The following is a 25,693-nucleotide window of genomic DNA, read 5'->3' on the forward strand; positions in this document are numbered from 1 at the left end:
AAGGGCGTCGAGATTCTTATGGATAAATTGATTATTACCGGTGGCGCTCGTCTTGATGGCGAGATCCGCATTTCCGGCGCAAAAAACTCCGCCCTGCCGATCCTGGCTGCCACCCTGCTGTGCGATGGCCCGGTGACCGTTGGCAACCTGCCGCACCTGCACGACATCACCACCATGATCGAGCTGTTCGGTCGCATGGGCATCGAGCCGGTGATCGACGAGAAACTCAGCGTCGAAATCGACCCGCGCACCATCAAGACCCTGATCGCGCCGTACGAACTGGTGAAAACCATGCGTGCGTCGATCCTGGTACTGGGCCCGATGGTTGCCCGTTTCGGTGAAGCCGAAGTGGCACTGCCTGGCGGTTGCGCCATCGGTTCGCGTCCGGTTGACCTGCACATCCGTGGCCTCGAAGCCATGGGCGCAGTGATCGACGTCGAAGGCGGCTACATCAAGGCCAAGGCGCCTGAAGGTGGCCTGCGCGGTGCACACTTCTTCTTCGATACCGTCAGCGTGACCGGTACCGAGAACATCATGATGGCCGCTGCTCTGGCCAAGGGCCGCAGCGTGTTGCAGAACGCCGCTCGCGAACCTGAAGTGGTTGACCTGGCGAACTTCCTCAATGCGATGGGCGCCAAGGTTTCCGGCGCTGGTACCGACACCATCACCATCGATGGCGTCGAGCGTCTGGGTTCGGCTTTCTATAAGGTCATGCCTGACCGTATCGAAACCGGCACCTACCTGGTTGCCGCTGCCGTGACCGGTGGTCGCGTCAAGGTCAAGGACACCGATCCGACCATCCTCGAAGCCGTTCTGGAAAAACTCCGTGAAGCCGGCGCAGAAATCACCTGCGGTGAAGACTGGATCGAGCTGAACATGCACGGCAAGCGTCCGAAAGCAGTCAACGTGCGCACCGCGCCGTACCCGGCGTTCCCGACTGACATGCAAGCGCAGTTCATCTCGCTCAACGCCATTGCCGAAGGCACCGGTGCCGTGATCGAGACGATCTTCGAGAACCGTTTCATGCACGTTTACGAGTTGCACCGCATGGGCGCCAAGATCCAGGTCGAAGGCAACACCGCCATCGTCACCGGTACTGAAGTCCTCAAGGGCGCGCCAGTCATGGCCACCGACCTGCGTGCTTCGGCCAGCCTGGTGATCTCGGCACTGGTTGCCGAAGGCGATACTTTGATCGACCGCATCTACCACATAGACCGTGGTTACGAGTGCATCGAAGAAAAACTGCAGATGCTGGGCGCCAAGATCCGTCGCGTTCCGGGCTGATAGCTGTATTGGGACACAGGGACGTGTCCAACGAATTTGTTTCGAATCGAGGGTGGTCTTTTCATCAGAAAAGACGCCTCGATGTGTGTCCGGCGCCGATTGCGACCGGACATGAGTACCTTGATAAGGACTGACGTTTCCCATGTTGACCATCGCACTGTCCAAGGGCCGCATCCTTGACGACACCCTGCCGCTTCTCGCCGAAGCGGGCATTGTGCCGACCGAGAATCCGGACAAGAGCCGCAAGCTGATCATCCCCACGACCCAGGACGACGTTCGTCTGCTGATCGTGCGCGCCACCGATGTGCCGACCTATGTCGAGCATGGCGCGGCCGACCTTGGCGTTGCCGGTAAAGACGTGTTGATGGAATACACCGGCCAGGGTCTGTACGAGCCACTGGATCTGCAGATCGCCCAGTGCAAGCTGATGACCGCCGGCAAGATCGGCGCGCCTGAGCCCAAGGGCCGTCTGCGCGTGGCGACCAAATTCGTCAACGTTGCCAAGCGTTATTACGCCGAGCAGGGCCGTCAGGTTGACATCATCAAGCTGTACGGCTCGATGGAGCTGGCACCGCTGATTGGTCTGGCCGACAAGATCATCGACGTGGTCGACACCGGTAACACTCTGCGCGCCAATGGCCTGGAACCTCAGGAACTGATCGCCACGATCAGCTCGCGCCTGGTGGTCAACAAGGCTTCGATGAAAATGCAGCACGCCCGAATCCAGGCGTTGATCGATACCCTGCGCAACGCAGTGGAATCGCGACACCGCGGCTGATTTACCTGCGCGACCCCAGGTCGCGCCGTCTATCCGCCTCATAGCCAGAATTCTCAGGTGCCTAAGCGGATCGAATGATAGTTTCGGGCGCCTGAGTTTTTTGCCATTCCTATGAGGCTCTCGCTATGACCGCACCGACTGCAATTCGCCGACTCAACGCTGCTGACCCGGATTTCGCGCATCATCTGGATCATCTGCTGAGCTGGGAAAGTGTGTCTGACGACTCGGTCAATCAGCGAGTGCTGGACATCATCAAGGCTGTGCGCGAGCGCGGCGACGCGGCGCTGGTCGAGTTCACCCAGAAGTTCGACGGCCTCGAAGTCGCTTCGATGGCCGACCTGATTCTGCCGCGCGAACGCCTGGAACTGGCCCTGACCCGCATCACGGTGCCACAGCGCGAAGCACTGGAAAAAGCCGCCGCCCGCGTGCGCAGCTACCACGAAAAACAGAAGCAGGATTCCTGGAGCTACACCGAGGCTGACGGCACGGTGCTCGGCCAGAAGGTCACGCCGCTGGATCGCGCCGGTCTGTACGTGCCGGGTGGCAAGGCGTCTTACCCATCCTCTGTATTGATGAACGCGATTCCGGCCAAGGTCGCCGGCGTGACCGAAGTGGTCATGGTCGTGCCAACGCCGCGCGGTGAAATCAACGAATTGGTGCTGGCGGCCGCGTGCATCGCTGGCGTTGACCGCGTGTTCACCATCGGCGGCGCGCAAGCCGTTGCGGCACTGGCCTATGGCACCGAAAGCGTTCCGCAAGTCGACAAAGTCGTTGGCCCGGGCAACATCTATGTCGCCACCGCCAAGCGCCACGTGTTCGGTCAGGTCGGCATCGACATGATCGCCGGCCCTTCGGAAATCCTTGTGGTGTGCGACGGCCAGACCGATCCGGACTGGATCGCCATGGACCTGTTCTCGCAAGCCGAGCACGACGAAGACGCGCAGGCGATTCTGGTCAGCCCGGACGCCGAGTTCCTCGACAAGGTCGCCGCGAGCATCGACAAACTGCTGCCGACCATGGATCGCGCGACCATCATCGAAACTTCGATCAATGGTCGCGGTGCGCTGATTCACGTGAAGGACATGGCCCAGGCCATCGAAGTCGCTAACCGCATCGCGCCGGAACACTTGGAACTGTCGGTCGCTGACCCACAGGCCTGGCTGCCGCAGATCCGCCACGCCGGTGCGATCTTCATGGGCCGTCACACTTCCGAAGCGCTGGGCGATTACTGCGCAGGTCCGAACCACGTGCTGCCGACCTCCGGCACCGCGCGCTTCTCCTCGCCGCTGGGCGTGTACGACTTCCAGAAACGTTCGTCGATCATCTTCTGCTCCGAGGCTGGTGCTTCCGAGCTGGGCAAAACGGCATCGGTGCTGGCCCGTGGCGAATCGCTGAGCGCCCACGCCCGCAGCGCCGAATACCGCATCAAAGACGAAGACTTTCTACAAGGGCAGGGGAACTGAGCGATGAGTAAATTCTGGAGCCCGTTCGTCAAGGATCTGGTGCCGTATGTACCGGGTGAACAGCCGAAGCTGACCAGACTGGTCAAGCTCAACACCAACGAAAACCCGTACGGCCCATCGCCGAAAGCCTTGGCGGCGATGCAGGTCGAGCTCAATGACAACCTGCGTCTGTACCCGGACCCGAACAGTGACCTGCTGAAAACTGCAGTCGCCGAGTATTACGGCGTGCAGGGCAATCAGGTGTTCCTCGGCAATGGTTCGGACGAAGTGCTCGCGCATATCTTCCACGGTCTGCTGCAACACGATCAGCCGCTGCTGTTCCCGGACATCAGCTACAGCTTCTATCCGGTTTATTGCGGTCTGTATGGCATCGAGTTCGATGCAGTACCGCTGGATGCGCAGTTCCAGATCGATCCGGCCGACTACGCCAAGCCGAACGGCGGGATCATTTTCCCGAATCCGAACGCGCCAACCGGTTGCCTGCTGGCACTGGATGCAGTCGAGCAAATCCTCAAGGCCAGCCCGGATTCGGTGGTGGTTGTAGACGAGGCGTACATCGACTTCGGCGGCGAGACGGCGATCGGTCTGGTGGACCGTTATCCGAACCTGCTGGTGACGCAGACGCTGTCCAAGTCGCGTTCGCTGGCGGGCCTGCGTGTGGGCTTTGCGGTGGGGCATCCGGACCTGATCGAGGCGCTGGAGCGGATCAAGAACAGCTTCAACTCTTATCCGCTCGATCGCCTGGCGATTGTCGGTGCAGCGGCGGCGTTCGGGGATCGCGAGTATTTCGACAAGACTTGCCGCTTGGTGATCGAAAGCCGTGAGTGGGTGATCGCGCAGTTGCAGGCCAAGGGTTTTGAAGTATTGCCGTCGGCGGCGAACTTCATCTTCGCCCGGCATCCGCAGCATGATGCGGCGGGGCTGGCGGCCAAGCTGCGTGAGCAGGGCGTGATTGTCAGGCACTTCAAGCAGGAGCGGATTGCGCAGTTCCTGCGGATTTCGATTGGCACGCCGGAGCAGAATCAGGCACTGATCGATGGGCTTGGCGACCTCTAAAAGCAAAAGCCCCTCACCCTAACCCTCTCCCAGAGGGAGAGGGGACTGATTGGGGGATATTGCAGAGCTTCGTCGACGTGAAAGTGTTGTACCGAATCCATAATCGACTCGGTCTTTCAAGTCGACGTACTTCGCAAGACAACTCGGTCGGCCCCCTCTCCCTCCGGGAGAGGGCTGGGGTGAGGGTCTGCTTTTATTCGTGATGTGGCTCGCCAAGGAACGTCAGCGAACTGAACAACCCACGACTATCCACATCCGCACTGTCCTTCACCGGCACCTCAACCTGCGCCGCAATCACATTCAACCCTTCATTCCTCACCAACACCTGCGCCCGACCATCCTTGTCAGTCTCGGTGCTCAACGTGTTCGGCGCACTGCGATAGTCGCCAATCAACTTCACGCCCGCCACCGGTTTGCCATCGAGCAACACCCGCACCGGCAATGACTTGCCCGGCCCTACGGTCAGCGGATCAACCTCCGGCAGAATCAACAATTTGATTTGATCGAGCTTCGGCAACTTCGCCCCCGGCTGATAAATCGCCAGACTGTATTTGAACGTCTCCGTCGCCTCGACAGCGCCAGGCACTTTGCTGCGACCTTCGTTGATCCACTTCTTGTCGGCCGTTTGCGACCACATGCCATTGTTCAACGCCACCGCCATCACCGCAGGCGTCTTCAGCGGCTTCAAACGTGCATGATCCGCCAGGCGTTCGACGCTCACCGGAATCATCTTGCCGCCCGCGTCATAGGCCCAGGCGCCACTGATCTTCTGCGCCTTGAACGCGTTGTCTTCTGCGCCGTGGCCGTAGATCACTTCGATGTTGCCGCGACGTTGTTCGGTCCACAGGCCATGGGCCGAGACTTGGCCTGCGAACAGCGCGGCGATCAGCGCGAGGGTTTTACCGTATTGCATGGGGGACTTCCTTTTACAGGTTGAGAGTCAGGCTGACAGTGAAATTGCGCGGCTCGCCGGGGTTGACCCAGTAGTTGCTGTAGGAGCGCTCGTAATACTTTTCGTCGAAGAGGTTGTTCAGGTTCAGGCCGACGGTGACGTTGTCGCTGGCCTTGTAATGGGCGAGCAGGTCGACGGTCTGGTAGGCCGGCAATTCGAAGTCGCTGCCGGATTCACCTGAGCGGTCACCGACATAGGTGAACGCCGCGCCGACGTCCGAGCCGCGCAAATGGCCATCCTGAAACTCATAAACCCCAAGCAGACTGCCGCTGCGTTTGGCCACGCCGAGGATGCGACTGCCGGTGGGAATCACCGCATCGCCCTGGGTTACTTCGGCGTCGATGTAAGCGAAGGCGCCGATGACACGTACAGCGTCGGTGACCTGTCCGGTGACTTGCAGATCGAAACCACGACTGCGTGCCTTGCCCATCGCGCGACTGGTGTCGGTGGCCGGGTCGAGGGCGAGGACGTTTTCCTTGTCGATGTGGAAGAAGGCGAGGGTGCTGCTCAGGCGTTCGTCGAACAGTTCGTTCTTGATCCCGACTTCGTAGCCGACGCCTTCTTCCGGGTCGAAGGATTTGCTGGACGCGTCGAGTCCATTGTTCGGTTTGAACGAGGTCGATGCGTTGGCGAATAACCCGGTTTCCGGCGTCAGTTGATAGAGCAGGCCGACGCGTTGGGTCAGGGCATCGTGACGTTGGTTGCTGGTGGCATTGCGACTGTGGTCGTCGATGTGCTGGTCGAAATGCTCGAAACGCGCACCGATCATCCCCCGCAGTTTGTCGGTGAAGACGATTTGATCCTGCAGGTTCAACGCGTGGCTTTCGACGTGTTCGAAGAAGTCAGTACCCGAGCGCGTGCCGTTGGGTTTCGGCTGGCCGTAAACCGGGTTGTAGATGTCTATGGCGTAGGGGCCGCCGGCAAACGTGGTGACGCGCTCGTTCTTGCGGAAGTTTTCGTACTCGGTGCCGATCAGCAGTTCGTGCTGCCATGGGCCGAGATCGAACAGACCACGCAGTTCCAGTTGGGTAATGCTGTCGTGCCAGTTTGTGTCACGTTCGCGATAGCGGCGGTTGACGGTGTGGCCATCGGCGTTCAACGGGCGGGATTCGGAGGCGTCGCCCCAGAGTTTGCCTTCCTTGTAGTGGCTGGCCAGACGCAGTTTCCAGCTGTCGTTGAGGTGATGTTCCAGCGTGGCCTGGAGCAGATTGTTGTGGTTATCGATGTTGCCGTCGTTGGGCTCGCCGAGGAACGTTGAGCGGGAAACGCCGCTCCATCTATTGTTCGGTGCGACGATGCCGCGATCGAAAGTCGAGCTGTGACGGACGATTTCGCTTTCCACCAGCAGCGACGTGTCCGGGTTCAGTTGCCAACTGATCGAGGGCGCGACGAATACGCGATTGCTGTCGACGTGATCGCGAAAGCTGTTGTTGTCTTCGACCGCGAGGTTGATCCGCGAAAGCACATCACCTTGTTCATCAAGTGGCGTGTTGACGTCCAGCGCGGTGCGATAACGATCCCAGCTACCGGCGCTGGTTTGCAGAGTGCTGAAGGCTTCGGGCTGCGGTTTCTTGGTGACGATATTTACCGTGCCACCGGGATCGCCTCGGCCATAGAGGCTGGCGGCCGGGCCTTTGAGCACTTCGATGCGCTCGATATTCGCGGCGTCGGGTGTACTTGGATAACCCCGGTTGGCGCTGAAGCCGTCCTTGTAGAACTCCGAAGTGGTGAAGCCGCGCACGCTGTATTCGTAGAGGGTCAGGCCGCCGAAGTTGTTCTGCTTCGACACGCCACCGGCAAAATCCAGCGCGCGCTCGACACTGGTGCTGCCCAGGTCCTTGAGCACGCTGGCGGGCACGACGCTGATCGCTTGCGGGATATCGCGGATCGCGGTGTCGGTCTTGGTTGCGCTGGATGAACGCGTAGCGCGGTAACCCTTGACCGGTCCGGTCGGCGATTCGTAGTCGGAGATGACGCTGATGGCGTCCAGTTCAAGCGGTTTGAGTTCTTCAGCGAAGGCTGGATCGACCAGCAATCCAAGGCTCAGGCCGAGCAGGGAGGCCTTTGTTCGAGACGACATGTTATGTTGTTCCAATTCTTAAAATTGAAACAATATAACATGCCTGTTGAGAATGTATTTTATTCGCGCAGTTGGCGCGAAAAAAGTTTTATTCTTCTTTTTCTTTCACCGGCGCTGGTGGCGGACGCAGGCCGATTTCAGCAGTGAGCTTTATCTCTTTGCCGTTGCGCATCACCTGAATCGTCACTTTGTCGGTCGGCTTGATCCGTGCGACCTGGTTCATCGAGCGACGACCATCACCCGCCGGCTCGCCATCGATGCTCAGAATCACGTCACCCAGTTGCAGTCCGGCCTTCTGCGCCGGGCCATCGCGGAAGATCCCCGCGACGACAATCCCCGGGCGTCCGGACAAACCGAACGACTCGGCCAGTTCCTGGGTCAGCGGTTGCACTTCAATGCCCAGCCAGCCGCGAATCACCTGACCGTGCTCGATGATCGATTTCATCACCTCCATCGCCAGTTTCACCGGAATGGCAAAACCGATGCCCTGCGAGCCGCCGGACTTGGAGAAGATCGCCGTGTTGATGCCGGTGAGGTTGCCGTTGGCATCGACCAGCGCGCCGCCGGAGTTGCCCGGGTTGATCGCTGCGTCGGTCTGGATGAAATCTTCGTAATTGTTCAGGCCCAACTGGTTACGCCCGGTGGCGCTGATAATGCCCATGGTCACGGTCTGGCCGACGCCGAACGGGTTGCCGATGGCCAGCGCGACGTCGCCGATACGAATGTTGTCCGAGCGGCCGACGGTGATGGCCGGCAGGGTTTTCAGATCGATCTTCAATACCGCGAGGTCGGTTTCCGGATCGCTGCCGATCACCCGGGCGAGGGTTTCGCGGCCATCCTTCAGGGCGACCACAATCTGATCCGCGCCGCTGGTTACGTGGTTGTTGGTCAGGATGTAGCCTTCCGGGCTCATGATCACGCCGGAACCGAGGCTCGATTCCATGCGTTTCTGCTTCGGCGAATTATCACCGAAGAAACGCCGGAACTGCGGATCTTCAAACAGCGGATGCGCCGGCTTGTTGATGACTTTGGTGGTGTACAGATTGACCACCGACGGTGCGGCAATGGTCACCGCATCCGCATAGGACACCGGCCCCTGCTGCACGCTGGTGGTCTGCGGCGCCTGTTGCAGGTTGACGTCGAGGCTCGGCAGCCCGACCCACTGCGGGTAACGCTGAATAATCAACAGAGCGATAAGCACGCCGGCCAACAGCGGCCAGCCCATAAAACGCAGCGCCTTGAGCATTAAGCACGTCCTGGAAAAGTTGCAGGCGGGGTCAGACCGCCCATAATGTCGCGCATTATACGAGGCCGCGCGTGCCTCTGAACGGGATATTTAGGAGTCTTTCATGGCCGTTGCCCTCAGCACCCTCGTCGAAGAAGCCGACCGTTACCTTGGCAGTGCGAAAATTGCCGATTATTGCCCGAATGGATTGCAGGTCGAGGGCCGCCCGCAGGTGATGCGTATTGTCAGCGGCGTCACTGCCAGTCAGGCCTTGCTGGATGCCGCCGTCGAGGCTGAGGCCGATCTGGTGCTGGTGCATCACGGTTACTTCTGGAAGGGCGAGAATCCGTGCGTCACCGGAATGAAGCAGCGTCGACTGAAGACCTTGCTCAAGCACGATATCAGTCTGCTCGCTTACCACTTGCCGCTGGATTTGCACCCGGACGTGGGCAATAACGTGCAGCTTGCCCGCCAACTCGACATCACTGTCGAAGGCCCGCTGGATCCGGACAATCTGAAAATCGTCGGCTTGGTCGGTTCATTGAACGAGCCTATGACCGCGCGCGATTTCGCCCGCAAGGTAAAAGATGTCATGGGCCGCGAACCGTTGCTGATTGAAGGTAATCCGATGATTCGTCGGGTTGGCTGGTGCACCGGCGGCGGTCAGGGCTATATCGATCAGGCCGTCGCTGCGGGCGTCGATCTGTATCTGAGCGGTGAAGCCTCCGAGCAGACCTTCCACAGCGCCCGCGAAAACGACATCAGCTTCATCGCGGCCGGTCATCACGCCACCGAGCGCTACGGCGTGCAGGCGCTGGGCGACTACCTGGCGAAACGTTTCGCCCTCGAACACATTTTCATCGACTGCCCGAACCCGATCTGACCATCACCACTCCCCTGTGTAGGAGCTGCCGAAGGCTGCGATCTTTTGATCTTGTTTTTTAAAAGACCAGATCAAAAGATCGCAGCCTTCGGCAGCTCCTACAGGGGCATCGCCCAAACGAGTGGGCATATTCATATGCCCTTTCGTTCTAGCTCGCGTCCTGATTAGAAGAAGGTCGCTGTGCTAGGATTCCCCGCTCGAACACGGCCCGCTGGCCGTTCATAAGAAAGTTTTCGTGAGTAGCCATGGTCGACAAACTGACGCATCTGAAACAGCTGGAGGCGGAAAGCATCCACATCATCCGCGAGGTGGCCGCCGAGTTCGATAACCCGGTGATGCTGTACTCCATCGGTAAAGACTCCGCCGTGATGCTGCACCTGGCACGCAAGGCGTTCTTCCCGGGCAAACTGCCGTTTCCGGTGATGCACGTCGACACCCGCTGGAAATTCCAGGAGATGTACAAGTTCCGCGACAAGATGGTCGAAGAACTGGGCCTGGACCTGATCACCCACATCAACCCCGATGGCGTGGCGCAGAACATCAACCCGTTCACCCACGGCAGCGCCAAGCACACCGACATCATGAAAACCGAGGGCCTGAAGCAGGCACTCGACAAGCATGGTTTCGACGCAGCGTTCGGCGGCGCCCGTCGCGATGAAGAGAAATCCCGTGCCAAAGAGCGCGTGTACTCGTTCCGCGACAGCAAGCACCGCTGGGACCCGAAAAACCAGCGTCCAGAGCTGTGGAACGTCTACAACGGCAAGGTCAACAAGGGCGAATCCATTCGTGTATTCCCTCTGTCGAACTGGACCGAGCTGGACATCTGGCAATACATCTATCTCGAAGGCATCCCGATTGTGCCGCTGTACTTCGCCGCTGAGCGCGAAGTAATCGAGAAGAACGGCACGCTGATCATGATCGACGACGAGCGCATCCTCGAGCACCTGTCTGACGAAGACAAAGCGCGCATCGTCAAAAAGAAAGTGCGTTTCCGTACCCTTGGCTGCTACCCGTTGACGGGCGCCGTGGAGTCCGAGGCCGAAAGCCTCACGGACATCATTCAAGAAATGCTCCTGACGCGAACTTCCGAGCGCCAGGGCCGTGTCATCGACCACGATGGCGCCGGCTCGATGGAAGACAAAAAACGTCAGGGTTATTTCTAAGGGGTTGTCATGTCGCACGTATCTGATTTGATCAGCGAGGACATCCTCGCCTACCTGGGCCAGCACGAACGTAAAGAACTGCTGCGCTTTTTGACCTGCGGTAACGTCGATGACGGCAAGAGCACCCTGATCGGGCGCCTGCTGCACGACTCGAAAATGATCTACGAAGATCACCTCGAAGCGATCACCCGCGATTCGAAGAAAGTCGGCACCACCGGTGACGACATCGACCTGGCGTTGCTGGTCGATGGCCTGCAGGCCGAGCGTGAGCAGGGCATCACCATCGATGTTGCTTACCGCTATTTCTCCACCGCCAAACGCAAATTCATCATCGCCGACACTCCCGGCCATGAGCAGTACACCCGCAACATGGCCACTGGTGCGTCCACCTGTGATCTGGCGATCATTCTGGTCGACGCCCGTTACGGCGTGCAGACCCAGACCCGTCGCCACAGCTTCATCGCCTCCCTGCTGGGCATCAAGCACATCGTCGTCGCCATCAACAAGATGGATTTGAAGGACTTCGATGAAGGCGTGTTCGAGTCGATCAAGGCCGACTACCTGAAGTTCGCCGAAGGCTTGAAGATGAAGCCGACCAGCATGCACTTCGTGCCGATGTCTGCCCTCAAGGGCGACAACGTGGTGAACAAGTCCGAGCGCTCGCCTTGGTACAAAGGCCAGTCGCTGATGGAAATCCTCGAGACCGTGGAAGTGGCGGGCGACCGCAACTTCACCGATCTGCGTTTCCCGGTGCAGTACGTCAACCGTCCGAACCTGAACTTCCGTGGTTTCGCCGGCACGCTGGCCAGCGGCATCGTGCACAAAGGCGACGAAGTGGTTGTGCTGCCGTCGGGCAAAAGCAGCCGAGTGAAATCCATCGTCACTTTCGAAGGTGAGCTGGAACATGCAGGTCCAGGTCAAGCGGTGACGCTGACCATGGAAGATGAAATCGACATCTCTCGTGGCGACCTGTTGGTGCATGCCGACAACGTGCCGCCGGTCACCGACAGCTTCGAAGCGATGCTGGTGTGGATGGCTGAAGAGCCGATGCTGCCGGGCAAGAAATACGACATCAAACGCGCCACCAGTTACGTGCCGGGTTCAATTGCCAGCATCGTTAACAAGGTCGACGTGAACACGTTGGAAGAAGGCTCGGCGAGCGCGTTGCAGCTCAACGAAATCGGCAAGGTAAAGATCGCGCTCGACGCGCCGATCGCCCTCGACGGTTACGAGAGCAACCGCACCACCGGCGCGTTCATCATCATCGACCGTTTGACCAACGGCACTGTTGGCGCCGGCATGATCGTCGCCCAGCCAGTGACCCACGGTACCGCCACCCATCACGGCAAACTGGCACATGTTGCCACTGAAGAACGCGCTCAGCGCTTCGGTCAGCAACCGGCCACTGTGCTGTTCAGCGGCCTGTCGGGCGCGGGCAAGAGCACGCTGGCTTACGCGGTCGAGCGCAAGCTGTTCGATATGGGCCGTGCGGTGTTTGTGCTGGATGGGCAGAACCTGCGTCAGGACCTGAACAAAGGCCTGCCACAGGATCGCGCCGGTCGCACCGAGAATTGGCGTCGTGCCGCGCACGTCGCGCGCCAGTTCAACGAAGCAGGTCTGCTGACCTTGGCTTCGTTCGTCGCGCCAAGCGCTGAAGGGCGTGAGCAGGCCAAGGACCTGATCGGCAAGGATCGTCTGCTGACGGTTTACGTGCAGGCCTCGCCGGCCGTGTGCGCCGAGCGTGATCCGCAAGGTCTGTATGCCGCCGCTGGCGACAACATCCCGGGCGAATCCTTCCCGTACGACGTGCCGCTGAATGCCGATCTGGTGATCGACACGCAGACACTGAGTGTGGAAGAAAGCGTCAAGCAAGTGCTGGATCTGCTACGTCAGCGTGGCGCGATCTAAGCACTGAAGCAGCGACAAGCTTCGAGTTTCAAGCTGCAAGATTAAAGCCCGCCGATGAGCAATCATCGGCGGGCTTTTTTGTGACCTGTAAAAGTCAAAAGATCGCAGCCTTCGGCAGCTCCTACAGGATGTACGCCGATCCAATGTAGGAGCTGCCGAAGGCTGCGATCTTTTCGTGATCGTTCCCACGCTCTGCGTGGGAATGCAGCCCGGGACGCTCCGCGTCCCATCTAAAGCGGACACAGAGCGTCCAGTGAGGCATTCCCACGCGGAGCATGGGCACGATCATACGGAAGGATATTCGCGGTGCATCTGTTCGAGCAACGCATCCTTGTCCAGCCACAGCTGATTGATCCAGCCCTGAAACTGCAGGCGATACTCGCCGTCCTGATCGTAGTTCTTGCCAATGAATTGCTGAGGAATCTTCAGCTCTTCAAAGTGCACCACCACATCGCGCACATTGCCGCAGAGCAAATCCCAGAACCCCGGACGCCCGGCCGGGTAGTGAATCGTCACGTTGACGATCGACTCCAGTTGCTCGCCCATAGCATCCAGCACAAACGCAATCCCGCCCGCCTTCGGCTTGAGCAGATATTTGAACGGTGATTGCTGCTGCGCATGCTTGCCTTCAGTAAAGCGCGTGCCCTCGACGAAGTTGAAAATCCCCACCGGATTATTGCGAAACTTCGCGCAGGTCTTGCGCGTGGTTTCGAGGTCTTTGCCTTTCTTCTCCGGATGCTTGGCCAGGTAGGCCTTGGAGTAGCGCTTCATGAACGGAAAGCCCAACGCCCACCAGGCCAGACCGATCACCGGCACCCAGATCAGCTCCTGCTTGAGGAAGAACTTCAGCGGTTGAATGCGGCGGTTGAGCACGTATTGCAGGACCAGAATATCGACCCAGCTCTGATGGTTACTGGTGATCAGGTACGAGTGCTGATAGTCGAGGCCTTGCAGGCCGCTGATGTGCCAGCGGGTGCGGCGCACCAGGTTCATCCAGCCCTTGTTATTGCTGATCCACGCTTCATGCGTGTGGCTCATCAGCCACAGCGAGGCGCGTCGGGCGAGGTCGAACGGCAGCACTTTGATCAGGGCCACGCAGAACAGAAACGAGCACAGCAGAATCGTGTTGAGTGCCAACAGCAGCGAGGCAATCACGCCGCGCAACGGTGCAGGTAGAAAATCCAGCATTTACACATCCATAGGTCGGTTGGCGGCTTGAATCGCGGTAAGGGCGATGGTGTAGACGATGTCATCGACTTGCGCGCCGCGCGGCAAATCATTCACCGGTTTGCGCAGGCCTTGCAGCATCGGCCCGAGGCTGACGCAGTCGGCGCTGCGTTGCACCGCTTTGTGCGTGGTGTTGCCGGTGTTCAGATCGGGGAACACAAACACCGTGGCGCGACCGGCCACCTGGCTGTTCGGCGCCAGTTGCCGGGCGACTTCGGCGTTGGCAGCGGCGTCGTATTGCAGCGGGCCGTCGATCAGCAGCGAGTGCTGTTGTTCGTGAGCGAGGAGGGTGGCCTCGCGGACTTTCTCGACTTCTTCGCCAGTGGCCGATTCGCCGCTGGAGTAACTGATCATCGCCACGCGCGGAGTGATGCCGAATGCAGCTGCCGAGTCGGCGCTTTGCAGGGCGATTTCGGCCAGTTCTGTGGCGCTCGGGTGTGGGTTCATCACGCAGTCGCCGTAGATCAGCACTTCTTCCGGGAAGAGCATGAAGAACACCGACGACACCAGCGTGCAGCCCGGTGCGGTTTTGATCAACTGAAGGGCCGGGCGGATGGTGTTGGCGGTGGTGTTGATCACACCCGAGACCAGGCCGTCGACTTCATCCAGCGCCAGCATCATGGTGCCGATCACCACGGTGTCTTCCAGTTGCTGCTCGGCCATCGGCGCATTCAGGCTTTTGGTTTTGCGCAGGGCGACCATCGGCTCGACGTAACGCTCGCGAATCAGGTCCGGATCGAGAATCTCCAGCCCCGGCGGCAGCACGATGCCTTGGGCGCGAGCGACGGCTTCGACGTCTTCCGGTTTGGCCAGCAACACGCAACGGGCGATCCCGCGTTCCTGGCAGATCGCCGCCGCTTGCACAGTGAACGGCTCGCTGCCTTCGGGCAGGACGATGCGCTTGTTCGCCGCTTGCGCACGCTGGATCAACTGATAGCGGAACACCGCCGGCGACAGGCGCATTTCCCGAGGCGTGCCGCAGCGCTGGTGCAGCCATTTGGCGTCGAGGTGGCTGGCGACGAAGTCAGTGATGATCTCCGCACGTTCGCGGTCGTCGATCGGGATTTCCTTGTTCAGACCGTTGAGCAGGTTGGCGGTGTCGTAGGAGCCAGTGCTCACGGACAACACTGGCAAACCGGCCTGCAACGCGCCTCGGCAAAGATCCATGATGCGCGGATCGGGCAGGGTGTCGCTGGTCAGCAGCAGGCCGGCCAGCGGCACGCCGTTGATCGCCGCCAGGCTGACGGCGAGGATGATGTCGTCGCGATCCCCCGGCGTCACCACCAACACCCCGGGCTTGAGCAGCTCCACGGTGTTGCGCATGGTCCGTGCGCAAATGATGATTTTGGTCATCCGTCGGGTTTCGTAATCACCGGCGTTGAGCACTTGTGCGCCCATCAGGTCGGCGACGTCGCGGGTGCGTGGCGCGTTGAGTTCCGGCTGATAGGGAATGCAACCGAGCAGGCGGAAATCACCGCTGCGCAGCAACGGCGAATGCTCCTTCAGACGCGCTGCGAAGGCGTCCATGCTTTCTTCGGTCTTGACCTTGTTGAGAATCACCCCGAGGACTTTCGGGTCTTTCGGCCCGCCAAACAATTGCGCCTGCAATTCGACGCGGCCGGAGAGCTCGGCGAGCACTTCGTTTTCCGGCGCCGAGACCAGAATCACCTCGGCATCGAGGCTCTTGGCCAAGTGCAGATTGACCCGCGCGGCGTAACTGGCGCTGCGGGTCGGCACCATGCCTTCGACGACCAGCACGTCTTTGCCGATGGCCGCTTGCTGGTACAGGGTGATGATTTCTTCGAGCAACTCATCGAGCTGACCGTCGCCGAGCATCCGCTCAACGTGAGCAAGGCCCAATGGCTGCGGCGGTTTCAGGCCGTGGGTGCGCGCCATCAGTTCGGTCGAACGCTCAGGGCCGGTGTCGCCCGGATGCGGCTGGGCGATCGGTTTGAAGAAGCCGACTTTCAGGCCCGCTCGCTCAAGCGTGCGCACCAGCCCGAGGCTGATGGAGGTCAGACCCACGCCAAAATCGGTGGGGGCGATAAAAAAAGTTTGCATGCGAATTCTCTAAAGTTGCATGGCAATGGCGGTCGTTTATAGCTGACGACCTACCGAAATTCAGTCGCCAAGGTTATCGCTAACCGAGCCTTGTGCGCACCAACCGCAGGCAAAGGGTTGGCCTATTTTTTCAATACGTTGCGCCGGGTCGAGCACCCAGGCACGTGATTGCCACGGCGGCTGATGGCGCAGGTGTTGGGTATGGCCACAGGAAAGCTCGACCACCCAATGACCGTCCTCATCCTGATGGAAGCCTGCGATCGTCGAAACCCGTTTGTCCGGGTTGTGTTCGCTTTCGCGCGATTGCTTCGCTAAACTTGGCCTTTCTATATTCTTATGCAAAAGGTCTCGCCCCATGCTGATCGCCGCCAATAAGGCTGTCTCCATCGACTATACCCTGACCAACGACGCTGGTGAGGTCATCGACAGCTCCGCCGGCGGCGCTCCGCTGGTCTACCTGCAAGGCGCAGGCAACATCATCCCGGGCCTGGAAAAAGCTCTGGAAGGCAAAGCTGTTGGTGACGAGCTGGAAGTTTCCGTTGAGCCGGAAGACGCTTACGGCGAATACGCCGCTGAGCTGGTCAGCACCCTGAGCCGCAGCATGTTCGAAGGCGTTGACGAGCTGGAAGTCGGCATGCAGTTCCACGCTTCGGCGCCGGACGGCCAGATGCAAATCGTCACCATCCGTGACCTCGACGGCGACGACGTGACTGTTGACGGCAACCACCCACTGGCCGGCCAGCGCCTGAACTTCAAAGTGAAGATCGTTGACATCCGTGATGCCAGCCAGGAAGAAATCGCTCATGGCCACGTCCATGGCGAAGGTGGCCATCACCACTGATTTTCTGCGCTAAGCTTCGAGTACTGGAGAGGCGCCTGTGGGCGCCTTTTTAGTCCGCGGCTGTCCTTGGTGGTCTCGCCAAGTGGCTGTTTCGAGTGGAACATCGGAATCCTGGAGTTCGTCATGAGTGCTTTTCACGACCTTAAGTTGACAGCCCTGGATGGTCAGGAGCTACCGCTGGCGCCTTTCAAGGGCCAAGTCGTGCTGGTGGTCAACGTCGCCTCCAAGTGCGGCTTGACGCCTCAGTACGCGGCGCTGGAAAACCTCTATCAGCAATTCAAAGGCAAAGGGTTCAGCGTGCTGGGTCTGCCGTGCAACCAGTTTGCCGGCCAGGAACCCGGTACTGAAAAGGAAATTCAGAACTTCTGCAGTCTCAACTATGGCGTGACGTTTCCGTTGTCGAGCAAGCTCGAAGTCAACGGTCACGAACGGCATCAGTTATACCGTTTGCTGGCGGGCGAGGGTGCGGAATTTCCCGGTGACATCACCTGGAATTTCGAGAAGTTCCTGCTCGGCAAGGACGGCCGTGTGCTGGCGCGGTTTTCGCCGAGAACGGCGCCGGACGATCCGACCATTGTTCATGCAATTGAAAAAGCGCTGAGCTGAAACAGCAAGATCAAAAGATCGCAGCCTTCGGCAGCTCCTACACGGGATTGTCGGGGCTGCGATTTTTTTTGTTCCAATCGCATCCGATCATGTAGGAGCTGCCGAAGGCTGCGATCTTTTGCTTTGCGTCTTTTAATCCTTAATCACCGAAATCAATAATGCTGTTCAACGTCTTCGGCTCTCCATATTATCGCCGTCATAAAGTCATTCCCTGCGGAGCCTTCCAATGCCGGTTCAAGCCTTGTTCAAACCGTTCCACCTCGGTGCCCTCGAACTGCCGACCCGCGTGGTCATGGCGCCGATGACCCGCTCTTTCTCCCCGGGCGGTGTGCCTAATTCGAAAGTCATCGAGTACTACCGCCGTCGCGCAGCCGCCGGTGTCGGCCTGATCATTACCGAAGGCACCACCGTCGGCCACGTGGCCTCCAACGGTTACCCTAACGTGCCGCAATTCTATGGTGACGCGCCATTGGCCGGCTGGAAAAAAGTCGTCGATGCGGTACATGCCGAGGGCGGCAAGATCGTCCCTCAACTGTGGCATGTGGGTAGCGTGCGCCGTATCGGCACCGAGCCGGACGCCAGCGTGCCGGGTTACGGTCCGTCGGAGAAACTCAAGGACGGTCAGGTCGTGGTACACGGCATGACTAAACAAGACATTCAGGAGGTGATCGCAGCCTTCGCTCAAGCGGCCAAGGATGCGCAAAGCATCGGCATGGACGGCGTGGAAATCCACGGCGCCCACGGTTACCTGATCGATCAGTTCTTCTGGGAAGGCAGCAACCAGCGCACCGACGAATACGGCGGCAGCCTGGCCAACCGTTCGCGCTTTGCCATCGAACTGATTCAAGCCATACGTGCAGCGGTCGGTGAAGGCTTCCCGATCATCTTCCGTTTCTCGCAGTGGAAACAGCAGGATTACACCGCACGTCTGGTGCAAACGCCGGAGGCCTTGGGTGAGTTCCTCAAGCCGCTGTCCGACGCTGGCGTAGACATTTTCCACTGCTCGACACGGCGTTTCTGGGAGCCGGAGTTCGACGATTCCGAACTGAACCTGGCGGGCTGGACCCGCAAACTCACGGGTAAACCGACCATCACCGTCGGCAGTGTCGGCCTCGATGGCGAGTTCCTGCAGTTCATGGTGAATACCGACAAGGTCGCGCAACCGGCCAGTCTGGAGAACCTGCTGGAGCGTTTGAACAAAGAGGAATTTGATCTGGTGGCAGTGGGGCGTGCGCTGCTGGTCGATCCGGATTGGGCGCAGAAAGTTCGCGAAGGGCGTGAGCAGGATATTCTGCCGTTCAGCCGTGAGGCGTTGATGACGCTGGTTTAAGCGGCGCCCTTACTGACGCTATCGCCGGCAAGCCAGCTCCCACAGGTTTCACGGGTGTTCACACGAACTGTGATCACTGGAAATCCCTGTGGGAGCTGGCTTGCCAGCGATGGCGGCTTCAAACGCAACAATAATTCAGGGAAGTGTCTGCGCATTCGGGACAACCAACTCCCCCAAACAAGCCCCACGCAAATGGCCCTCAAACTGCTCGATAACCGCCGCCCATCCCTGGCGACTCGCATGCTGCCGCGCATTCAGGCGCACACAGCGCAGCCGCTCATCCTCTTCCAGTAACCAAGCAGCAGCATCGCAAAAAGCCTGCTCATCTCCGGGCATCGCCAGCACGCCGTTGTAGCCATGGCGAATGTGCTGCGCTGCCGCCGCCTGATCGTAAGCCACCACGCCCAACCCTGAAGCCAACGCCTCCAACACCACGTTGCCGAAGGTTTCGGTCAGGCTCGGAAACAGAAATACATCGCCGGACGCGTAGTGCGCTGCCAAAGCCTCACCGCGCTGTGCACCGCAGAAGATCGCCTCTGGCAAATCCTTTTCCAGCGCCAGCCGTTGCGGGCCGTCACCGACGACGATCAGTTTCAGATTGCGCTGTGGATAAGTGTCGCGCAGCTTTTCGAAGCAGCGTTTGAGCAGGCCAAGGTTCTTCTCCGGCGCGAGCCGCCCTACGTGAATCACCGCAATGTCCTGCTCGGACAGACCCCATTGCTCACGCAACGCATTCAGACGTTTGCTCGGATGAAACAACTGGCTGTCCACGCCTCGAGACAACAGCGCCAACCGCTCGAAATGCCGCCGCTCCAGTTCCAGGCGCTGGCTGACGCTCGGCACCAAGGTCATCGCCGAACGATTGTGAAACCAGCGCAGATAATGCGTGAGCATCCGCGTCAGCAGACCGAGTCCGTATTGGCTGGTGTACTGCTGAAAGTTGGTGTGAAACCCGCTGACCACCGAAATCCCCAGACGCCGCGCCGCCCGCAGCGCCGATAACCCGAGCGGGCCTTCCGTGGCGATGTACAGCACATCGGGACGCTGACGCTTCCAGCGCCGCAGCAGTTTGTGCATCGACGACTGACCCCATTGCAGCCCCGGGTACCCCGGCAGCGGCCAGCCCCGACACAACAGCAACGCGTCATCTTCACTGCGCTGCGGATCGCCGGCCTGACGCGGGCGCACCAGTTCAACCTGATGGCCACGCGCGCGCAATCCATCACACAAGCGGCCAAGGGTATTGGCCACGCCGTTGATTTCCGGTGGGAAGGTTTCGCTGATCAGAGTGATATGTAGAGCTGTCGTCATGACCTCAGTGTCGGCTGAGGCCATGTCGACGTTGTGACGTTTGGATGATGGATTTGTGACGCGCTGTTGGTCAGCGGCTCAGCGCTGAGTCACGAGGTTTTCGGCACCGCGTTCCCTTACCCAGAACAACGTTGCCCCGGCCACGGCCGCCGGCATCATCAGGATATTGACCACCGGAATCAGCAGCACCAGATAAACAATCCCGCCAAAGCTCATGCTCTGCCAGCGTTTCTGCCGCAGCCAGGCGAGCATCTCGTTCCAGCCCAGTTTGTGGTTGTCCGCCGGGTAGTCGATGTACTGGATCGCCATCATCCATACGCCGAACAGCAACCACAGCGGCGCGGCGATGATGTTTACCACCGGAATGAACGAGAGGATGAACAGACCGATCGCGCGGGGCAGGAAGTAACCGAGCTTGCGCATTTCCCGGGCGAGGGTGCGCGGGACCATGGCGATCAGTTCGCCCCAGCTGAACGCCGGGAAATCATCAGTGCCGCGCACCACCACTTCGACTTTCTCCGCGAGAAAACCGTTGAACGGTGCGGCGATCACGTTGGCCAGCATGGTGAAGGTGAAAAACACCATCAACGCCACCAGCACCACAAACAGTGGCCAGAGGATGTAGCTGAGGAAACTCAGCCATTCGGGCAGCGACGGCATCAACGTGTCGACCCACAGGCTGAACTGGTGGCCGGCCAGATAGATCAATCCGACGAACAGCACCAGGTTGATTGCCAACGGCAACAACACGAACAGGCGCAGGCCGGGGCTGAGGACCAGTTTCAGGCCTTCGCGCAAGTATTGCGGGCCGGACAGAACGGGGGCGGGCATAAGGTGCTCCGAGCAAGGGAAAACGCGCCGACCTTACCGACTTTGCAACGGCGGCGAAAGCGCGGCAGAGCGATCGACATTCACTGTAACAAAGACGTCCATCTCGTCAGTGTGACGGCATAGAGACCACCTATGAGCTGGATTGTTAAACCGTATTTCCTTAATCTTGCCCCCCTCGATACGCTGCACCCAACTTTTTACAGGACTGTCGAGCTCAAGCCTTCCCCAAGGTTTTCCACAGTCCTTTTTTATTCCCGCCGGCAGTCCGGCGATCCGGGCCTGTTTTTCGGCCCGGTCAACAGGAGCAGGTCATGTCTGAAGTCCGTCATTCGCGAGTGATTATTCTCGGTTCCGGCCCTGCCGGTTACAGCGCTGCGGTATACGCGGCCCGTGCCAACCTCAAGCCACTGCTGATCACCGGCATGCAGGCCGGCGGTCAACTGACCACCACTACCGAAGTCGACAACTGGCCGGGCGACGTCCACGGTCTGACTGGCCCTGTGCTGATGGAGCGCATGCGCGAGCACGCCGAGCGCTTTGAAACCGAGATCGTGTTCGATCACATCAACGCCGTCGACTTCGCCGCCAAGCCTTACACCCTGACCGGCGACAGCGCGACTTACACCTGCGACGCCCTGATCATCGCCACCGGTGCCAGCGCGCGTTACCTGGGCTTGCCGTCGGAAGAAGCGTTTATGGGCAAAGGCGTTTCGGCCTGCGCGACCTGCGACGGTTTCTTCTATCGCAACAAGCCAGTCGCTGTGGTTGGTGGCGGCAACACTGCTGTTGAAGAGGCGCTGTACCTGGCCAACATCGCCAGCACCGTGACCCTGATCCATCGTCGCGAAACCTTCCGCGCCGAGAAGATCCTGATCGACAAGCTCAACGCTCGCGTCGCTGAAGGCAAGATCATCCTCAAGTTGAACGCCACTCTCGATGAAGTGCTGGGTGACAACATGGGCGTGACCGGTGCGCGTCTGAAGAACAACGACGGCAGCTTCGACGAAATCACCGTCGACGGCGTGTTCATCGCCATCGGCCACACCCCGAACACGTCGCTGTTCGAAGGCCAGTTGACCCTGAAAGACGGTTATCTGGTGGTGCACGGCGGCCGTGAAGGCAATGCGACTGCGACCAGCGTCGAAGGGATCTTCGCTGCCGGTGACGTGGCTGACCACGTTTACCGTCAGGCGATCACTTCGGCCGGCGCCGGCTGCATGGCGGCACTGGACACCGAGCGTTACCTGGACGGTCTGCAGAACGCTTCGTTCTAAGATTGCAGGCATAAAAAAACCGGCCAGAGATTGGCCGGTTTTTTTGTGCCCGTTATTCACAGCCACCACAGATCAATGTGGGAGCGAGCCTGCTCGCGAAAGCGGTGTTTCAGTCGACATCAATGTTGAATGTCACTCCGTATTCGCGAGCAGGCTCGCTCCCACAGGGATTTTGTGTGGATAGAGGAATCAGCGGCGAGTCAGGGGCTGGGCGGTGAACTTCACGCCGGCCATGCCGTGCTTGATCAACGCACGGATATTGCCGTGATCGCTACCTTCAGGCGTCGCTACCACCGAACGGTAATGCTCGCCGAACGCGAGCAGCGCTTCTTCATCGCTCAGGCCTTCCAGCAGCGCCAGACCCAAGGTCTTGCACGAGCCTTCGTTCTGCCCGGCGGCGTTTTCCACGCCACCGTTGTTGAAGGCTTGCGGCTGGTAGTCATAACCGGCGGCAATGAACGCCAGGGTGTCGGCGAAAGCGTGTTCGCCGCTCTTCAGGCTGCTGCGCAGGCTGTTCAGATCACTCATGGGTTTTTCCTTTGGCGAACGCTGCTTGCTGTTCAGCGTTGGCTTCTTGCTGAAATTGGGCTTTCCACTCGGCGTACGGCATGCCGTAAACCACTTCGCGGGCGTCATCGAGGCTGACCTCGATCTGGCGCTCATCGGCTTCGGCCTTGTACCATTTCGACAGGCAGTTGCGGCAGAAGCCAGCGAGGTTCATCAGGTCGATGTTCTGCACGTCCTTGCGGCTGTCCAGGTGGGCGACCAGCCGGCGGAAGGCGGCGGCTTCGAGTTCGAGGCGTTGTTGCTCGTTCATGGAGGTCTCTTCGAGACAGCTTCAAGCGGCGAGCTTCAAGCTGCAAGTTTGGATTGTGGGTGGCTGTAGCTTAACGCTTGCAGCTCGCCGCTTGAAGCTCAGCGGCTAGCCGCGAGCGTGATCGATACCGACTCGGCAAACCGCAGCGCATGCGGCTTGTCGACTTCGACCTCGGCATACAGCACTGAACCGTTGCTCATCACCAGATCGAGCAGTTCCTGCGTCAGGCGTTCAAGCAGCGCGAAGCGGTTGCCCTCGACGTGGGCGATGATCGCTTTAGTGATCGTGCGGTAGTTCAGCGCGTGGTCGATGTCGTTGTCACGCACTGCTTCCTGTGCGGCATACAGAATGGTCAGGTTGATCAGCACATCCTGCTTGTTGAGGATTTCGTCCTCGTTGATCCCGATAAAGGTGCGCAAGCGCAGATCCTTGACCCGGATGCGCGCCATTCCCGGTTGAAGTTGTGACATTTATTTGCTCCGTCCAATCAATTGCAGGAACTCCTGACGGGTGTTGCTCGACTCGCGGAACGCGCCGAGCATGACCGAGGTGTTCATGGTCGAATTCTGTTTCTCGACACCGCGCATCATCATGCACATGTGCCTGGCCTCGATAACTACGGCGACGCCGGCGGCTTCGGTGACCTGTTGCACCGCATCGGCGATTTGCCGGGTGAGGTTTTCCTGAATCTGCAGGCGCCGGGCGAACATGTCCACCAAACGCGCGATTTTCGACAGGCCCAGCACCTTGCCTGTCGGAATATAAGCCACATGGGCCTTGCCGATGAAGGGCAGCAGGTGATGTTCGCACAACGAGTACAACTCGATGTCGGCGACGATGATCATCTCGTCGCTGTCCGAGGCAAACAGTGCGCCGTTAACAATGTCATCGACGCTCTGCTCGTAACCGTGACACAGGTATTGCATGGCCTTGGCCGCGCGCACCGGGGTGTCGAGCAGCCCTTCGCGGTCGGGATCTTCACCGAGACCAATGAGGATTTCGCGGTAATTCTCGGGCAGTGAGCGGGTCATGGAAATCCTCGCGAGTCGGCTTATATGACGTGCCGTCCGCCGTTGACGGTCAGGGTCGTACCGGTGACATAAGGGTTGTCGAGCAGATAGCGCAGGCTCTGGTAGATCACTTCGCTGCCGGGTTCGATGCCCAGCGCGGATTTGGCCAGGGCCTTGGCGCGGTACGCCGCGTCGTCGTCGGGATTGAACAATAGCAGGGCCGGGGCGATGCCGTTGACCTTGATGGCCGGCGCATAGCGGGCGGCGAAGGACAGCGTCAGGTTGTCGAGCCCGGCCTTGCTGGCGCAATAACCGATGTGCTTGCTGCTGCCTTTGCGGGTGACATCGTCGCTGATGTGGACGATGTCCGCAGGTGTCGAGCGTTGCAGCAATTCACCGCAATGCAGGTTGATCAGGTACGGCGCTAGCATGTGCAGATTGAACATGCGTGTGAAGGCTTCGGCTTCGTTGTCCGGGGTTTCGGCCAGCCATTCCGAGGCGTTGTGCACGATGGCGCGCAGGCGGTCGGTGTGGGTTTTCAGTTCGTTGATGAAGGAGAGAATTCCGGCTTCGCTGGAAAAGTCGGCGAAAAGGCCGATGGCGCCCAGATCTCGTAGCGTCTGTACGCCGGGGCGTTCGCTGCGGTAAGTGAAGATGACGCGATAGCCTTCTTCGAGTAACCGCTGCGCGCAATGCAGACCGACGCGCTGGCCGGCACCGGTGATGAGGATCGGGGCTGAGGAATCAGGCATGAACGGCTCGCATCGCGGTGGGAGCAAAAACTATAACAGCGACGAGCCTGAAAAGATCGCAGCCTGCGGCAGCTCCTACCCTGGTCTGTGTTCAGTCCTGTAGGAGCTGTCGAGTGCAACGAGGCTGCGATCTTTAATGTTTCTGAGGTGTCGCCGAAACAGGCATGCGTACCGGCGTGCTGTTCAGCCAGTTCGCCAGCAAGCGCGTCGACAGCGGAATAAAGAAGTAAACCATCAGCGGTGTAAGGCATGCCGTGCTGATCAACACGCGCGGCAACAGGCTCATGTCAGCGAGCAATGGGCCTAGAACGAAGTTGAACAGCAGTGACACCGGAAAGAACGCCAGCCAGATCGCGACAGCCTGCTTCCAGCGCGGTGGACGCTGACCGGCCGCGCCGAACCAGCCTTCGATTCCACTGACCCGATGCTCTTTCGGGTGGGCAAACAGGTCGCTGCCACGATCCAGCCACGCCGTGCGCGAAGCCGAATGCTCCCACGCATGCAGCGTCTGTTCATCGACGAAACGGAAAATGATTTGGAACTCGTTATCACCGGGCGGCGGAGCGAGCACGCCAGAGCCGAGGTAACCGGGGAAGTCAGTGGCCAGTTGTTCGCCTTCGCGCAGCCAGGCGATCAAATCCTGATAACGGCCGTCGGCGACGCGACGGGCAACCATCAGCGTAACGGGGGAAGTAGACATTTTGTATCTCCGTATTTCGAGTGCGTCACTCCGGGTAGGAATTTCGCCTGACGCATAGCCGGGGTAGAGGCCTGCGTTTTTCAACAAGCAAGGATTATTCCGGTTTTTCATGATTAAACCAGCGACTTTCGTCGCATTTCA

General features: G+C 59.5%; 26 protein-coding genes. 11 read left to right on the forward strand and 15 right to left on the reverse strand.

All coding sequences use genetic code 11. From position 1 onward, the window contains the following. Positions 1–18 precede the first annotated feature (18 nt). From murA to hisC, 4 genes are all read left to right on the forward strand, one after another. Positions 19–1,284 carry a UDP-N-acetylglucosamine 1-carboxyvinyltransferase gene (gene murA / locus RMV17_RS04440; RefSeq protein WP_007912385.1) on the forward strand — a complete coding sequence of 422 codons (1,266 nt, stop codon included), beginning with the start codon at positions 19–21 and terminating at the stop codon, positions 1,282–1,284. Between the two features lie 142 nt (positions 1,285–1,426). Next, a complete protein-coding gene (gene hisG, locus RMV17_RS04445; RefSeq protein WP_007912384.1) occupies positions 1,427–2,062 on the forward strand; it encodes an ATP phosphoribosyltransferase in 636 nt (211 codons plus the stop codon). 125 nt (positions 2,063–2,187) lie between these two features. After that, entirely contained in the window at positions 2,188–3,525 is a 1,338-nt protein-coding gene (gene hisD, locus RMV17_RS04450; RefSeq protein ID WP_311885866.1) for a histidinol dehydrogenase, read from the forward strand. 3 nt (positions 3,526–3,528) lie between these two features. Then, positions 3,529–4,581: a histidinol-phosphate transaminase gene (hisC, locus tag RMV17_RS04455; RefSeq protein ID WP_311885867.1), complete on the forward strand. Its 1,053-nt coding sequence runs from the start codon at positions 3,529–3,531 to the stop codon at positions 4,579–4,581. A 193-nt stretch (positions 4,582–4,774) separates the two neighbouring features. On the opposite strand, the gene RMV17_RS04460 is transcribed toward hisC, so the two are convergent. The 3 genes from RMV17_RS04460 to algW all read right to left on the reverse strand — a co-directional run bounded on the left by RMV17_RS04460 (position 4,775) and on the right by algW (position 8,859). Then, positions 4,775–5,494, reverse strand: coding sequence for a DUF4198 domain-containing protein (locus RMV17_RS04460; RefSeq protein ID WP_311885868.1), 720 nt, complete (start codon positions 5,492–5,494; stop codon positions 4,775–4,777). Between the two features lie 13 nt (positions 5,495–5,507). Continuing rightward, complete coding sequence (locus tag RMV17_RS04465; protein WP_311885869.1) at positions 5,508–7,613, reverse strand: TonB-dependent siderophore receptor; 2,106 nt, start codon at positions 7,611–7,613, stop codon at positions 5,508–5,510. A gap of 88 nt (positions 7,614–7,701) precedes the next feature. Continuing rightward, positions 7,702–8,859, reverse strand: a complete 1,158-nt coding sequence (gene algW, locus RMV17_RS04470) for a Do family serine endopeptidase AlgW (RefSeq protein ID WP_007912377.1) — start codon at positions 8,857–8,859, stop codon at positions 7,702–7,704. Between the two features lie 103 nt (positions 8,860–8,962). Between algW and RMV17_RS04475 the strand changes: the two genes are divergently transcribed. Further along, positions 8,963–9,721 carry a Nif3-like dinuclear metal center hexameric protein gene (locus RMV17_RS04475; protein WP_311885870.1) on the forward strand — a complete coding sequence of 253 codons (759 nt, stop codon included), beginning with the start codon at positions 8,963–8,965 and terminating at the stop codon, positions 9,719–9,721. 3 nt (positions 9,722–9,724) lie between these two features. Here RMV17_RS04475 and RMV17_RS04480 read toward each other — a convergent pair whose 3' ends face one another. After that, a complete protein-coding gene (locus RMV17_RS04480) occupies positions 9,725–9,856 on the reverse strand; it encodes a hypothetical protein (protein ID WP_311885871.1) in 132 nt (43 codons plus the stop codon). Between the two features lie 110 nt (positions 9,857–9,966). On the opposite strand from RMV17_RS04480, the gene cysD reads away from it, so the two are divergent. Together cysD and cysN are read left to right on the forward strand one after the other, a co-directional pair. Further along, the gene (gene cysD / locus RMV17_RS04485; RefSeq protein ID WP_007912374.1) at positions 9,967–10,884 is read left to right on the forward strand and encodes a sulfate adenylyltransferase subunit CysD; all 918 of its coding nucleotides are present in this window, start codon (positions 9,967–9,969) and stop codon (positions 10,882–10,884) included. Between the two features lie 9 nt (positions 10,885–10,893). Continuing rightward, positions 10,894–12,792: a sulfate adenylyltransferase subunit CysN gene (gene cysN / locus RMV17_RS04490; protein WP_311885872.1), complete on the forward strand. Its 1,899-nt coding sequence runs from the start codon at positions 10,894–10,896 to the stop codon at positions 12,790–12,792. A 285-nt stretch (positions 12,793–13,077) separates the two neighbouring features. Here cysN and RMV17_RS04495 read toward each other — a convergent pair whose 3' ends face one another. The 3 genes from RMV17_RS04495 to RMV17_RS04505 are packed head-to-tail and all read right to left on the reverse strand — an operon-like array spanning position 13,078 to position 16,467. Then, positions 13,078–13,980, reverse strand: a complete 903-nt coding sequence (locus RMV17_RS04495; RefSeq protein WP_034154496.1) for an acyltransferase — start codon at positions 13,978–13,980, stop codon at positions 13,078–13,080. Further along, entirely contained in the window at positions 13,981–16,080 is a 2,100-nt protein-coding gene (pta, locus tag RMV17_RS04500; RefSeq protein ID WP_034154497.1) for a phosphate acetyltransferase, read from the reverse strand. Positions 16,081–16,140: 60 nt separating this feature from the next. After that, positions 16,141–16,467 carry a DUF3565 domain-containing protein gene (locus RMV17_RS04505; RefSeq protein ID WP_093436299.1) on the reverse strand — a complete coding sequence of 109 codons (327 nt, stop codon included), beginning with the start codon at positions 16,465–16,467 and terminating at the stop codon, positions 16,141–16,143. Here RMV17_RS04505 and RMV17_RS04510 point away from each other — a divergent pair. The 3 genes from RMV17_RS04510 (at position 16,436) to RMV17_RS04520 (ending at position 18,857) form a co-directional block, all read left to right on the forward strand. Beyond that, entirely contained in the window at positions 16,436–16,921 is a 486-nt protein-coding gene (locus tag RMV17_RS04510) for a peptidylprolyl isomerase (protein ID WP_007912368.1), read from the forward strand. The two genes, RMV17_RS04505 and RMV17_RS04510, sit on opposite strands and share 32 nt — an antisense overlap. A gap of 123 nt (positions 16,922–17,044) precedes the next feature. Next, complete coding sequence (locus RMV17_RS04515) at positions 17,045–17,527, forward strand: glutathione peroxidase (RefSeq protein ID WP_034154498.1); 483 nt, start codon at positions 17,045–17,047, stop codon at positions 17,525–17,527. Positions 17,528–17,753: 226 nt separating this feature from the next. Then, entirely contained in the window at positions 17,754–18,857 is a 1,104-nt protein-coding gene (locus tag RMV17_RS04520) for an NADH:flavin oxidoreductase (RefSeq protein WP_311885873.1), read from the forward strand. A 135-nt stretch (positions 18,858–18,992) separates the two neighbouring features. Here RMV17_RS04520 and RMV17_RS04525 read toward each other — a convergent pair whose 3' ends face one another. Both RMV17_RS04525 and cysZ read right to left on the reverse strand, forming a co-directional pair. After that, positions 18,993–20,192: a glycosyltransferase family 1 protein gene (locus RMV17_RS04525; protein ID WP_311885874.1), complete on the reverse strand. Its 1,200-nt coding sequence runs from the start codon at positions 20,190–20,192 to the stop codon at positions 18,993–18,995. Positions 20,193–20,246: 54 nt separating this feature from the next. Beyond that, entirely contained in the window at positions 20,247–20,999 is a 753-nt protein-coding gene (gene cysZ, locus RMV17_RS04530; protein ID WP_007912358.1) for a sulfate transporter CysZ, read from the reverse strand. Between the two features lie 311 nt (positions 21,000–21,310). Between cysZ and trxB the strand changes: the two genes are divergently transcribed. Next, positions 21,311–22,273 (forward strand): thioredoxin-disulfide reductase, encoded by a 963-nt coding sequence (gene trxB / locus RMV17_RS04535; protein ID WP_034154501.1) that lies wholly within the window; start codon positions 21,311–21,313, stop codon positions 22,271–22,273. 189 nt (positions 22,274–22,462) lie between these two features. On the opposite strand, the gene RMV17_RS04540 is transcribed toward trxB, so the two are convergent. From RMV17_RS04540 to RMV17_RS04565, 6 genes are all read right to left on the reverse strand, one after another. Further along, positions 22,463–22,801, reverse strand: coding sequence for a HopJ type III effector protein (locus tag RMV17_RS04540; RefSeq protein ID WP_311885875.1), 339 nt, complete (start codon positions 22,799–22,801; stop codon positions 22,463–22,465). Beyond that, positions 22,794–23,090: a DUF1244 domain-containing protein gene (locus tag RMV17_RS04545; RefSeq protein ID WP_034154503.1), complete on the reverse strand. Its 297-nt coding sequence runs from the start codon at positions 23,088–23,090 to the stop codon at positions 22,794–22,796. The genes RMV17_RS04540 and RMV17_RS04545 overlap by 8 nt, the downstream gene beginning before the upstream one ends. A gap of 98 nt (positions 23,091–23,188) precedes the next feature. Continuing rightward, positions 23,189–23,560 (reverse strand): dihydroneopterin triphosphate 2'-epimerase, encoded by a 372-nt coding sequence (gene folX, locus RMV17_RS04550; RefSeq protein ID WP_103305134.1) that lies wholly within the window; start codon positions 23,558–23,560, stop codon positions 23,189–23,191. Next, positions 23,561–24,121: a GTP cyclohydrolase I FolE gene (folE, locus tag RMV17_RS04555; protein ID WP_034154504.1), complete on the reverse strand. Its 561-nt coding sequence runs from the start codon at positions 24,119–24,121 to the stop codon at positions 23,561–23,563. A 20-nt stretch (positions 24,122–24,141) separates the two neighbouring features. Further along, positions 24,142–24,852, reverse strand: a complete 711-nt coding sequence (gene folM, locus RMV17_RS04560; RefSeq protein WP_034154505.1) for a dihydromonapterin reductase — start codon at positions 24,850–24,852, stop codon at positions 24,142–24,144. Between the two features lie 133 nt (positions 24,853–24,985). Next, positions 24,986–25,552 (reverse strand): antibiotic biosynthesis monooxygenase, encoded by a 567-nt coding sequence (locus tag RMV17_RS04565; protein ID WP_034154506.1) that lies wholly within the window; start codon positions 25,550–25,552, stop codon positions 24,986–24,988. Positions 25,553–25,693: the final 141 nt, after the last annotated feature.

The organism is Pseudomonas sp. VD-NE ins (genome assembly GCF_031882575.1).
GTDB lineage: Bacteria > Pseudomonadota > Gammaproteobacteria > Pseudomonadales > Pseudomonadaceae > Aquipseudomonas > Aquipseudomonas fluorescens_BZ.